Origin of the sequence: Streptacidiphilus fuscans (assembly GCF_015690355.1) — a bacterium.
GTDB lineage: Bacteria > Actinomycetota > Actinomycetes > Streptomycetales > Streptomycetaceae > Streptacidiphilus > Streptacidiphilus fuscans.
Map to the genome: position 1 here is coordinate 347694 of NZ_JADPRT010000010.1, position 11130 is coordinate 358823.

Below are 11130 nucleotides of genomic sequence, written 5' to 3' on the forward strand. Positions count from 1 at the left end.
CTGCCCGTACCGGGCCTAGGCTTCGTCCCCGGTTCCGCGCCAACCCGTCACCGGGAGCTGGAACTTGTGCACCAGCCGCTTGGAGAACGGCGCCCGGTGGAGGCGGGCAAGCAGCACCGGGTTGTGGCCCTTGCGAACCTCCACCCGCGCGCCCGGCGGGAGTTCGAAGGTGCGGCGGCCGTCGCACCAGAGCACGCCGTTCGACGTCCGCGGCTGCACCTGCACCTCGAGCACCGAGTGCGGCGAGGTCACCAGCGGCCGGGCGAAGAGCGCGTGCGCGCTGATCGGCACCATCAGCAGCGCCTCCACCTCCGGCCAGACCACCGGCCCGCCCGCGGAGAAGGCGTAGGCCGTCGACCCGGTCGGCGTCGCGCAGACCACGCCGTCGCAGCCGAACGACGACACCGGACGCCCGTCGACGCCGGTGACGACCTCGATCATCCGCTCCCGGGAGGCCTTCTCGACCGAGGCCTCGTTGAGCGCCCAGTCGGTGTGCACGACATGGCCGTCCTCGCGGACCACCACGTCGATCGTCATCCGCTCCTCGACCTCGTAGTCCCTGGCGACCACCCGCGCGACGACCTTCTGCAGGTCGTCCCGCTCGGCCTCGGCCAGGAAGCCGACCCGGCCCAGGTTCACCCCGAGCATCGGCACCCCGAACTCGCGGGCCAGCTCCGCCCCGCGCAGCAGCGTCCCGTCGCCGCCGAGCACCAGGATCAGCTCGCAGCCCTCGCCCGCGGCGGGCCCGGTCGGCACCGCCTCGACGCCCTCGGGGAACCCCATGTCCGGGGCCTCGGCCGCGAGCACCCGGATCTTGACGCCCTCCTTGAGCAACCCCTCGACCAGGCACTCGACGCTCTGCAGCGCGGCCTCGCGGCCGGTGTGCGCGAGCAGGAAGACCGTCCGGTCCCCGGGCAGGCGCTCGGCGTACGGGCCCTCAGCGTGCAGACGCTCGGCGGGCACGCGTGCGCCGAGCAAGCGCTCGTCGTGCGGACGCTCGTCGGGCAGGCGGTCAGTCATGGGCTCCTCCAACACCGCCGCCCGGACGTCCTCGACCGGACGGCGTCTCCCCCAGTGGCTGTTGTCCCCAGGTGCCGCCGTCAGGGGTGACGGCTGTCGGGGACGCTCCTCGACCCTACCCGTTCGAACGGCATCCACCCCGGGGATTACCGCAGGTCTGACGCTGTTGCTACGGAGGCTCCCGGCGACTGCTGCTCGGCCACTCGTGCTGGCTGAGCCCCCCGTGCTACTTGGGCCCCTCCCGCTACTTGGGCCCCTCGGCGACGGCGCGGGCGGCGTCCGCCGGGTCGAGCGGCTCGGCGTCGCGGCGGAACCAGAGGAAGTACTCGACATTGCCCGACGGCCCCGGCAACGGGCTCGCGGTCACCGCCCGCACGCCCAGCCCCAGTTCGGCGCCCTGCGCGGCGACCTTCTCGATCATCTCCTGGCGCAGCTGCGGGCTGCGGACGACACCGCCGCTGCCCAGCCGCTCCTTGCCGACCTCGAACTGCGGCTTCACCATCAACACCAGGTCGCCCTCGGGCGCGGTCACGGCCACCAGCGCGGGCAGCACCAGCCCGAGCGGAATGAAGGACAGGTCGCTGACGACCAGGTCGACCGGCTCCGCGCCGATCTGGTCGAGGGTGAGCTCACGCACGTTGGTGCGGTCCATCACCACCACCCGGTCGTCGCTCTGCAGCGACCAGGCCAGCTGCCCGTAGCCGACGTCCACGGCCAGCACCTGACGCACGCCCGCGCGCAGCAGCACGTCTGTGAACCCGCCGGTGGACGCGCCCGCGTCCAGACAGCGGCGGCCCTCGACGGCCAGCCCCTGCGGGGTGAAGGCGGCCAGCGCGCCGGCCAGCTTGTGCCCGCCGCGCGAGACGTAGTCCGGGTCGTTCTCGTCCTTGGCCACGACCACGGCGGCGGAGGTCTCCACCTGGGTCGCGGACTTGGTCGCCACCGTCCCCCCGACGGTCACGCGCCCAGCGGCGATCAGCTCGCTCGCATGCTCACGCGACCGCGCCAGCTTGCGACGGACCAACTCGGCGTCCAGACGGCGTCGTGCCACTGCCACGTACGGTTCAGCTCCTGCCCGATGCGGTTCAACCCGGCTCGAACCCACTGCGGTTCAACCCAGTGCGTTCAACGGCGTGGGCGCCTGGCCCGGCCGTTCCTCCAACCCAGCGAGCGTATCCCGCAGCAGGTCGTGCACCTCCCCGTACACCCCCGCCCGCGCCTCCGCGGGCACGTCACCGATCGCGGCGAGCCGCGCGAGCGCGCCGTCGACGGCGGCGTGCCCGGTCTCCACGACGGGCGGGAGCGGGGCGGGAGGCGGGTCGTCGGTCGCGTGATCGGCGCTCGCGGGGGGCTCAGTCATCCGGGTTCTCACGCTTCGGGGCTGCCGTGCGCGGCGTGGCCTTCTTCGCGGGGGTCTTCTTGGCCGCGGTGGTCTTCGTTGCGGCCGTCTTCTTCGCGGTCGAGGCAGCGGTCTTCTTCGCCGCTGTCTTCTTGGCGGCCGTCTTCTTCGCGGCGGCCTGCTTCGCGGGGGCCTTTTTAGCCGTGGCGTCCTTCTTGGCGGCCGTCTTCTTGGCCGGGGCCCTCTTCGCCGTCTTCTTCGCCGGGGCAGCCGACTCCGCTTCCGGCCCCGACTGCTTCGCGGCGCGCGGCCGCATCCCGGGCACGGCTGCGGCGCGGCGGGCCTTGGCCGCCTCGGCTGCGGCGGCGTCCTCGGCGGTCGGCTCGTCGACCGGAACGCGGACCGGCCGGGGGCGGGTGGTGCCCGTGGGCGGGTGGACCTCCCTGCCGTTCGGCACGGTGTCCTCCGGGGCGTTCTCCGCGGCCGGTTCCGGCGTCGTCCCGAAGTCCGCGCCCAGGCCCCCATCCGCGTCCGCCTCCGCGGTCGCCTCGGCGGTGGACGTGGCCTCGCCCTGGAACTGGCGCAGCTGGTGCTCCAGGAACTCCAGCACCACGCCCGCCTGGACCACGCCGTCGCTCAGCCGGTGCCACACCTTCTCGCTCTCCGCGAGCGCCCGGCCGACGACCTCGTCGGCGAGCTCGCGGACCGGCTGCGGCACCTTGGAGCGCAGCTCCCCGGCCACCCCCGTCGCGACCTCGGTGGCGATCTTCACGTAGTCGCGAACCATCGCACGCATCCCGCCCTCGTCCACACGTCCCTCCAAGCCCTCGTCGCGCCTCGGAACCGACGCTACCGTCTTCGTGCCCACCGCGTCGGCCCTCCACGGACGCGGCGCGGGTGCGGTGCTGCGATACGGTCGGTCGTAACAGGGACGAGCAAGGAGCAGCGCCGGGATGGCCACCGCACTCGAATGCCGTGAGGCACTGACCACCTTCAGCGAGAACCTCGGCAAGGCCACCGGCAACGCCAAGGCCGCCGCCCAGCTCGACCGGTCCCTCAGCTGCTGGATCTCCGACCTGGACCTGACGTTCAGCGGGCAGCTGCGCGGCGGCCGGATCCAGGATCTCGTCGAGGCCCCCGGCAAGCCCGCCGCCAAGGCGCAGATCCGGCTGGCCATGAAGGGCGACGACCTGGTCTCCCTGGTGGCCGGTCAGCTGAACTTCGCCAAGGCGTGGGGTTCGGGACGCCTCAAGCTGGACGCGAGCATCCTCGACCTGCTCAAGCTGCGCTCGCTGCTCTGATGCTCCGACCTGTTCCGGCCTGAGCTGGGACAGGCCCTGAGCGGGGACAGGCCCTGAGCTGGGACGTTCTGCTCTCAGAGCCCGAGCTCGGCCAGCGCCTTCCGCCACTCCGGCACCGGACGTCCGGCGTCCGCCGCCGCCCAGGTCGCGGCGCAGAGGGCCCGCAGGCCCGCGTAGGGGTCGGTGCCGCGCTCGTCGCCGAAGCCGAGTCGCCCGTCCTCGCGCGGGGCGACCGTCCAGCCGCCGCACGCGTACGCGCCGTCACCCTTCGAGGTGACCTCCGCCGGGACCGCGAGCAGCCCGCGCAGGTCCGCCGCCAGGTAGGTGGGGCGCTGCTTCGGCTCCGCCTCGGGCAGTTGCTCCGGTCGGGTCACGCCGGTGAAGACCAGCAGGCTGTCGACGCCGCCGTTGAACGCGCCCTCGATGTCCGTGTCCAGCCGGTCGCCGACGACGAGCGGGTGCTTCGCGCCGGTCCGGATGACGGTCTCCCGGTGCATCGGCGGCAACGGCTTGCCGGCGACCTCCGGGTCCACGCCCACCGCCGCCCGCACCGCCGCGACCAGCGTGCCGTTGCCGGGCGCCGTGCCACGTGCGGTCGGGATGGTCAGGTCCGTGTTCGAGGCGACCCACGGCAGGCCGCGCTGGACCGCGTAGGCGGCCTCGGCGAGCTGCGGCCAGCCCACCGTCGGGTCGTAGCCCTGCACCACCGCGGCCGGGTTCTCGTCCAGCGAGGCGACCGGCACCAGCCCGCGCTCGCGCACCGCCACGCGCAGCCCCTCGCCGCCGACAACCAGCACGGCCGATCCCGCCGGGACCTTCTCCGCGACCAGCCGGGCCGCCGCCTGGGCCGAGGTGATCACGTCTCCCGGCTCCGCCGGGACGCCGAGCTCGGTCAGGTGGGCGGCGACCGCCTCCGGCGTGCGCGAGGCGTTGTTGGTGACGTACGCGAGGTGCATGCCCGCGGCACGGGCCGCGTCCAGCGACTCCACCGCGTGCGGTACGGCGGCAGGCCCCGCGTAGACGACCCCGTCCAGGTCCAACAGCGCGGTGTCGTACGCCTGGTGGAGGGTCGACGGTCGAGTCTGGTGCGCGGCGGACATCGCGGGAGTCTCCCTGGGGGTGGGGTAAACGGGACGGTGGTCGGCGTCCGGCGCTCGGGCCCGGCGCTCCGAATTCAGCGCTCCGAATCAGCGCTCGGGCTCGGCGTCGGCTTGCGGTGCACCTCCGACCGTACCGAAACCCCCGGCCCGTGCCTTGAGTGTGGCCCGGGTCTGGCGCAGCGCGGCCCGGTAGTGCTTGGCCTGCGGACGCATCGCCACGGCCAGCGCGAGGTGCTCGGCCGAGCTCTCGAAGTCCCCCAGCCGTGCCGCCGCCAACCCCCACCCGAACTGGGCGTAGTCGTCGGACGGGTCCGCCAGCGCCACCGCGCGGAAGTTCTCCAGCGCCGCCTGGTACGCACGCGCCTCGAACTGGGCCCGGGCCAGCGCCTCCCGGATCGCCCGCGAACCGGGCTCCGCCTCCAACGCATGGCTGAGCAGCTGCACCGCCGCTCCCGCATTGCCCTGCGCCAGCATGGCGCTCCCCCGCCGGAACCAGTCGTACACCTCGCCGCCCGGCCGCCCGTCGTTGTTCATACCGCCCCAGCCTCCCGTCTTCTCCGCCGCTCCGCAGACCTTGTCTCGTCGCAGGCTCATCGCGGACTTCAGTCACATCGCCGAAGCAACCGGCGATCAACAACCCCACACATCCGATTAACATGCCCAGAGTGAGAGCTGTCAGTGCCGACGACCCCAGCGAGTCCCGTTACGGCGACGCCGGACGGGTGGCCGCCTGCGGCCTCTCCCTCGCGCCCTTCCGCGGATTGCGCTACGACCCTACGAGGGTCAGCTCGCTGGCCGCGGTCACCTCGCCGCCCTACGACGTCGTCGACCCCGACGACCGGGTGCGCCTGGAGGACAGCGACCCGCACAACGTGGTCCGCCTGATCCTCCCCCGCCCCGAGCCCACGGCGGAGGACGGCTACCGTCACGCGGCCCGGCTGCTCGGCGAGTGGCAGCGCGGCGGCATCCTCGCCGCCGACCCCGAGCCCGCGCTCTACGTCTACGAGCAGCACACCGACGCCGAGGACGGCGGCCTGCTGCAGCGCGGACTGATCGGCGCGCTGGCCGTCAGCGAGCCCAAGGCGGGCATGGTGCTGCCGCACGAGGACGTCATGCCGCGCCCCGTCGCCGACCGGGTCGGCCTGATGCGCACCACCAAGGCCAACCTGGAGCCGCTGCTGCTCACCTACCGAGGTGACGGCCGCGCGGCGAGCGTGGTGGAGCAGGCCGCGGCCCGCGAGCCGCTGATCGAGACCGTCACCAGCGACGGCACCCGGCACCGCCTCTGGGCGATCACCGACCCGGCCGAGCTGGCGGCCGTCGCGGCGGACCTGGCGACCTGCCGGGCGCTGATCGCCGACGGCCACCACCGCTGGGCGATGTACCTGCGGCTCCAGCGGGAACACCGCCACCTCGCCCGCAGCCCGTGGGACCGGGGCATGGTGCTGCTGGTCGACACGGCCGAATACCCGCTGCGGGTCCGCGCCATCCACCGGGTGCTGCAGCGACTGCCGCTGCGTGACGCACTGGCCCGACTGCGGGCGGTCGGCGGCGACGCCTGGTCGCTGGTCGACCTCGGCGACGCACGCGAGCCCGCGCTGAAGGCGTTGGCCGACGCGGCGCAGTCGGGCACCTCCGGCGCGTTCCTGCTGACCGGCGACGGCCGCCACCACCTGCTCACCGGCCCGGACGAGGCCGCCCTGGACGCGGCGGTCCCGCGCAGCCTCCCGGAGGAGTACCGGCGCCTGGACGCGACGGTGCTCCACTCGGTGCTGCTGGAGCGCGTCTGGCAGGTGCCGGACGACCCCGAGCACATCGCCTACCTCCACGACACCGACGCCGCCGTCCGCGAGGCGGCCCGGCTCGGCGGCACGGCCGTGCTGCTGCACCCGGTCGAGGAGGGCGTCGTGCGCCGACTCGCCGAGCAGGGCGTCACCATGCCGCGCAAGTCCACGTCGTTCGGCCCCAAGCCGGCCACGGGCCTGGTGCTGCGCAGCCTCCCGCTGGGCTGACCGGCGGATCGGGCGGACCGGCTGACCGGCTGATCGGGCTGACCTCGCGTCGGACACGACCGGTGAACGCAAGAAGGGCCTGACCGGAGATGCTCCGGTCAGGCCCTTCTGCTGTAGCGCTTACTGACGGGTGGTCAGGTACGGCTGCCGATCACCGACGGCCGTAGCCCTCCTCGTCGTCCTCTTCGTCGTCGTCCTCGTAGTAGTCCTCGCCGGACCCCTCCGCGAACATGCCCTCGCCCTCGGCGGCGACCTCGTCGGCGTCCACCGCGTTGCCGATCTCGAGGATCTCGGTCTTCTGCTCGTCGGCAGCGTCGTCCTCGGCCGCGTCCGCAGCCTCCACGGCCTCCACGGCCTCCACGTCCGACGGGCCCAGGTCGCCGGTGATGTCGTCATCGTCATCGTCGTCGTCGGAACGGTCGGCCGCCTCGTCGGCGTCCTCCGCCATCGCGTCCGCGAGGGCCTCGTCGTCCCCGGCCTCGTCCTCGAGCGCGTCGATGAACTCGATGCCGTCCATCTTGGCCAGACGCTCGGCGGCGTCCGTCATGCCGTTCTGGTCCGCCTCGACAGCCTTGGCGAACCAGTCGCGGGCCTCCGTCTCGCGGTCGACGGCCAGCAGCGCGTCCGCGTAGGCGTAGCGCAGACGGGCGGTCCACGGCTGCACCGAGTTCGACGCCAGCTCGGGCGACTCCAGGGTCACCACAGCGGCCTCATGCTGACCCATGTCGGCCCGCGCACCGGCCGCGACCAGGCGCATCTCGACCTGGCCGGCCTTGTCCAGCTGCTTGACCTCGGGTGCGCCGGCCATCTCCAGCGCACGCTCCGGACGGCCCAGACCGCGCTCGCAGTCCGCCATCACCGGCCACAGGTCGGCCGAACCGGTCATCCGGCGCGCGGCGCGGAACTCGGTCAGCGCCTCGGAGTACCGCTCGGTCACGTAGGACGCGAACCCGGCCGCCTCACGGACGGCGGCGACGCGCGACGCGAGGCGCAGGGCCACCCGCGAGTAGGCGTAGGCCTGCTCCGGCTCGGAGTCGAGCAGACGGGCGACCATCACCAGGTTCTTGGCGACGTCGTCGGCCAGCGTCTTGGGGAGACTCATCAGCTCCTGACGGACATCGCCGTCGACCTCCAGGCCGGTGACGTCCTCGTCGATCGGCAGCCGACGCGTCGGCTCGCCCCGGTCCCCACCACGGCGCTCGCCGTAGCCGCCACGGTCGTCGCGGCGCGGGCCACGGTCGCCGTAGGAGGGGCGGTCGCCACGGTCGCGGTCACCGTAGGAACGGCGCTCGCCGCCACCGTACGACGGGCGGTCACCGCGGTCGTCACGGCGGGGACCACGGTCACGATCGCCGTACGAGGGACGCGGACGGTCACCGTAGGACGGGCGGTCGCCACGGTCGCCACGGTCGTCACGACGCGGGCCACGGTCGCGGTCACCGTAGGAGGGACGGTCGCCACGGTCGCGGTCACCGAAGGAACGGCGCTCGCCACCACCGTAGGAGGGACGGTCGCCACGGTCGTCACGGCGGGGACCACGGTCACGGTCACCGTAGGAGGGACGCGGACGGTCGCCGTACGAGGGACGCTCGCCACGGTCGTCGCGACGCGGGCCACGGTCGCCGCCACCGAAGGACGGGCGGTCACCACGGTCGTCCCGGCGGGGACCACGGTCACGGTCGCCGTACGAGGGACGCTCGCCACGGTCGTCGCGACGCGGGCCACGGTCGCGGTCGCCGTACGACGGACGGGGACGGTCGCCGTAGGACGGGCGGTCCTCGCGGCCGCCACGGTCGTCACGGCGCGGGCCACGGTCACCGTAGGAGCCACGATCGCGGTCGCCGTAAGAGGGACGGTCGTCCCGGCGGGGGCCACGGTCGCCGTAGGACGGGCGGTCGCCACGGTCGTCCCGACGCGGGCCACGGTCACGGTCGCCACCGAAGGAACGGCGCTCGCCACCACCGCCGTAGGACGGACGCTCACCGCGGTCGTCACGACGGGGACCACGGTCACGGTCGCCACCGAAGGAGCGACGCTCGCCGCCACCGTACGACGGACGGTCGTCACGGCCGCCACGGTCATCCCGACGCGGGCCACGGTCGCCGTACGACGGACGCTCGTTCCGGTCACCGCGGTCGTCACGACGCGGGCCACGGTCTCGGTCACCATAGGAGGGACGCGGACGGTCGCCGTAGGACGGGCGGTCGCCACGGTCGTCGCGGCGGGGACCACGGTCACGGTCGCCGTACGAGGGACGGCCACCCCGGTCGTCACGGCCGCCGCGGTCGTCGCGGTCCCGGCCGTACCCGCCGCGCGGACGGTCGTCACGGTCGCGGCTCGGGCCCGGACGGTCGTCCCGACGGAAGCCACCACCCCGGGAGTCGCGCCGGCCCTCGCCACCTGCGCCCTGCGGTCCATCGCCCGACCGGCGCTCCGGTCGTCCGTTGGGGGGGTATGCCATTGGGGTGACTCCTGTCTGGACTTCTCTGCTTCTCTACGGCACGCGCCCGACGCTCGGCCGGGCGACCCACGCCGTCACTCATTCTCCCGCACTCAGCAAGCAGCCGCTCACGGGAGCAAAGACACGCAAAAAAGCCGAGGCCCCAGCACATCACTGGGGCCTCGGCTCTGAAAGATTGTTCGGCGGCGTCCTACTCTCCCACAGGGTCCCCCCTGCAGTACCATCGGCGCTGTGAGGCTTAGCTTCCGGGTTCGGAATGTAACCGGGCGTTTCCCTCACGCTATGACCACCGAAACACGATGAAACTGTCAACCCCGCCCCCGAGCGGGGGCAGAAAGGTCGCTGTCTCAGAACAGCACAGTGGACGCGTAGCAACTATGGACAAGCCCTCGGCCTATTAGTACCGGTCAGCTCCACCCCTCACAGGGCTTCCACATCCGGCCTATCAACCCAGTCGTCTACTGGGAGCCTTACCCCATCAAGTGGGTGGGAGTCCTCATCTCGAAGCAGGCTTCCCGCTTAGATGCTTTCAGCGGTTATCCCTCCCGAACGTAGCCAACCAGCCATGCCCTTGGCAGGACAACTGGCACACCAGAGGTTCGTCCGTCCCGGTCCTCTCGTACTAGGGACAGCCCTTCTCAAGACTCCTACGCGCGCAGCGGATAGGGACCGAACTGTCTCACGACGTTCTAAACCCAGCTCGCGTACCGCTTTAATGGGCGAACAGCCCAACCCTTGGGACCTACTCCAGCCCCAGGATGCGACGAGCCGACATCGAGGTGCCAAACCATCCCGTCGATATGGACTCTTGGGGAAGATCAGCCTGTTATCCCCGGGGTACCTTTTATCCGTTGAGCGACGGCGCTTCCACAAGCCACCGCCGGATCACTAGTCCCTGCTTTCGCACCTGCTCGACCCGTCGGTCTCACAGTCAAGCTCCCTTGTGCACTTACACTCAACACCTGATTGCCAACCAGGCTGAGGGAACCTTTGGGCGCCTCCGTTACATTTTAGGAGGCAACCGCCCCAGTTAAACTACCCACCAGACACTGTCCCTGATCCGGATCACGGACCCAGGTTAGACATCCAGCACGACCAGAGTGGTATTTCAACGACGCCTCCACACCAACTGGCGTTGATGCTTCAAAGGCTCCCACCTATCCTACACAAGCCGAACCGAACACCAATATCAAGCTATAGTAAAGGTCCCGGGGTCTTTCCGTCCTGCTGCGCGAAACGAGCATCTTTACTCGTAATGCAATTTCACCGGGCCTATGGTTGAGACAGTCGAGAAGTCGTTACGCCATTCGTGCAGGTCGGAACTTACCCGACAAGGAATTTCGCTACCTTAGGATGGTTATAGTTACCACCGCCGTTTACTGGCGCTTAAGTTCTCAGCTTCGCCCACGCGAACGTGGACTAACCGGTCCCCTTAACGTTCCAGCACCGGGCAGGCGTCAGTCCGTATACATCGCCTTACGGCTTCGCACGGACCTGTGTTTTTAGTAAACAGTCGCTTCTCGCTGGTCTCTGCGGCCACCACCAGCTCAGGCAGCAAGTGCCATCACCAACGGTGGCCCCCCTTCTCCCGAAGTTACGGGGGCATTTTGCCGAGTTCCTTAACCATAGTTCACCCGAACGCCTCGGTATTCTCTACCAGACCACCTGAGTCGGTTTAGGGTACGGGCCGCCATGAAACTCGCTAGAGGCTTTTCTCGACAGCATAGGATCATCCACTTCACCACAATCGGCTCGGCATCAGGTCTCAGACTATATGCAGGGCGGATTTGCCTACCCTGCGTCCTACACCCTTACCCCGGGACAACCACCGCCCGGGCTGGACTACCTTCCTGCGTCACCCCATCGCTCAGCTACTACCCTGTTGGATCGGCGGCTC

At 71.1% G+C, this 11130-nt stretch carries 10 protein-coding genes and 2 rRNA genes; 2 read left to right on the plus strand and 10 right to left on the minus strand.

Features of this window, described 5'->3' with window-relative positions; genetic code table 11:
• Positions 1 to 15: 15 nt before the first annotated feature.
• The 4 genes from I2501_RS24395 to I2501_RS24410 all read right to left on the minus strand — a co-directional run bounded on the left by I2501_RS24395 (position 16) and on the right by I2501_RS24410 (position 3146).
• Positions 16 to 1020, minus strand: coding sequence for an NAD kinase (locus I2501_RS24395; RefSeq protein ID WP_196196300.1), 1005 nt, complete (start codon positions 1018 to 1020; stop codon positions 16 to 18).
• A gap of 244 nt (positions 1021 to 1264) precedes the next feature.
• Positions 1265 to 2071, minus strand: a complete 807-nt coding sequence (locus tag I2501_RS24400; protein ID WP_196196355.1) for a TlyA family RNA methyltransferase — start codon at positions 2069 to 2071, stop codon at positions 1265 to 1267.
• Between the two features lie 60 nt (positions 2072 to 2131).
• The gene (locus I2501_RS24405) at positions 2132 to 2380 is read right to left on the minus strand and encodes a hypothetical protein (RefSeq protein ID WP_196196301.1); all 249 of its coding nucleotides are present in this window, start codon (positions 2378 to 2380) and stop codon (positions 2132 to 2134) included.
• Positions 2373 to 3146, minus strand: coding sequence for a hypothetical protein (locus I2501_RS24410; protein ID WP_196196302.1), 774 nt, complete (start codon positions 3144 to 3146; stop codon positions 2373 to 2375). The genes I2501_RS24405 and I2501_RS24410 overlap by 8 nt, the downstream gene beginning before the upstream one ends.
• Before the next feature lie 166 nt (positions 3147 to 3312).
• Here I2501_RS24410 and I2501_RS24415 point away from each other — a divergent pair, with 166 nt between their 5' ends.
• Positions 3313 to 3660 carry an SCP2 sterol-binding domain-containing protein gene (locus tag I2501_RS24415; protein WP_196196303.1) on the plus strand — a complete coding sequence of 116 codons (348 nt, stop codon included), beginning with the start codon at positions 3313 to 3315 and terminating at the stop codon, positions 3658 to 3660.
• A gap of 74 nt (positions 3661 to 3734) precedes the next feature.
• Here I2501_RS24415 and I2501_RS24420 read toward each other — a convergent pair whose 3' ends face one another.
• Both I2501_RS24420 and I2501_RS24425 read right to left on the minus strand, forming a co-directional pair.
• The gene (locus I2501_RS24420; protein WP_196196304.1) at positions 3735 to 4760 is read right to left on the minus strand and encodes an HAD-IIA family hydrolase; all 1026 of its coding nucleotides are present in this window, start codon (positions 4758 to 4760) and stop codon (positions 3735 to 3737) included.
• 87 nt (positions 4761 to 4847) lie between these two features.
• Positions 4848 to 5354, minus strand: a complete 507-nt coding sequence (locus tag I2501_RS24425; RefSeq protein ID WP_236047059.1) for a tetratricopeptide repeat protein — start codon at positions 5352 to 5354, stop codon at positions 4848 to 4850.
• Between the two features lie 62 nt (positions 5355 to 5416).
• Between I2501_RS24425 and I2501_RS24430 the strand changes: the two genes are divergently transcribed.
• A complete protein-coding gene (locus I2501_RS24430) occupies positions 5417 to 6772 on the plus strand; it encodes a DUF1015 family protein (protein ID WP_196196305.1) in 1356 nt (451 codons plus the stop codon).
• 151 nt (positions 6773 to 6923) lie between these two features.
• Here the strand turns inward: I2501_RS24430 and I2501_RS24435 are convergent, their stop codons facing one another.
• The 4 genes from I2501_RS24435 to I2501_RS24450 all read right to left on the minus strand — a co-directional run.
• Positions 6924 to 7874, minus strand: a complete 951-nt coding sequence (locus I2501_RS24435; protein ID WP_236047134.1) for a hypothetical protein — start codon at positions 7872 to 7874, stop codon at positions 6924 to 6926.
• A complete protein-coding gene (locus tag I2501_RS40320; protein ID WP_196196358.1) occupies positions 7874 to 9145 on the minus strand; it encodes a hypothetical protein in 1272 nt (423 codons plus the stop codon). Before I2501_RS40320 ends, I2501_RS24435 begins: the two co-directional genes overlap by 1 nt.
• 265 nt (positions 9146 to 9410) lie before the next feature.
• Positions 9411 to 9527: ribosomal RNA gene (rrf, locus tag I2501_RS24445) — 5S ribosomal RNA — on the minus strand.
• 83 nt (positions 9528 to 9610) lie between these two features.
• A 23S ribosomal RNA gene (locus I2501_RS24450) occupies positions 9611 to 11130 on the minus strand; the annotation flags it as partial.

What these genes read in the sequence shown, in the direction of transcription:
- I2501_RS24395 (WP_196196300.1), bottom strand. Translation starts at nt 1,020, where the DNA reads ATGACTGACCGCCTGCCCGACGAGCGTCCGCACGACGAGCGCTTGCTC.
- I2501_RS24405 (WP_196196301.1), bottom strand. Translation starts at nt 2,380, where the DNA reads ATGACTGAGCCCCCCGCGAGCGCCGATCACGCGACCGACGACCCGCCT.
- I2501_RS24410 (WP_196196302.1), bottom strand. Translation starts at nt 3,146, where the DNA reads ATGGTTCGCGACTACGTGAAGATCGCCACCGAGGTCGCGACGGGGGTG.
- I2501_RS24415 (WP_196196303.1), top strand. Translation starts at nt 3,313, where the DNA reads ATGGCCACCGCACTCGAATGCCGTGAGGCACTGACCACCTTCAGCGAG.
- I2501_RS24420 (WP_196196304.1), bottom strand. Translation starts at nt 4,760, where the DNA reads ATGTCCGCCGCGCACCAGACTCGACCGTCGACCCTCCACCAGGCGTAC.
- I2501_RS24425 (WP_236047059.1), bottom strand. Translation starts at nt 5,354, where the DNA reads ATGAGCCTGCGACGAGACAAGGTCTGCGGAGCGGCGGAGAAGACGGGA.
- I2501_RS24430 (WP_196196305.1), top strand. Translation starts at nt 5,417, where the DNA reads ATGCCCAGAGTGAGAGCTGTCAGTGCCGACGACCCCAGCGAGTCCCGT.
- I2501_RS24435 (WP_236047134.1), bottom strand. Translation starts at nt 7,874, where the DNA reads ATGAGTCTCCCCAAGACGCTGGCCGACGACGTCGCCAAGAACCTGGTG.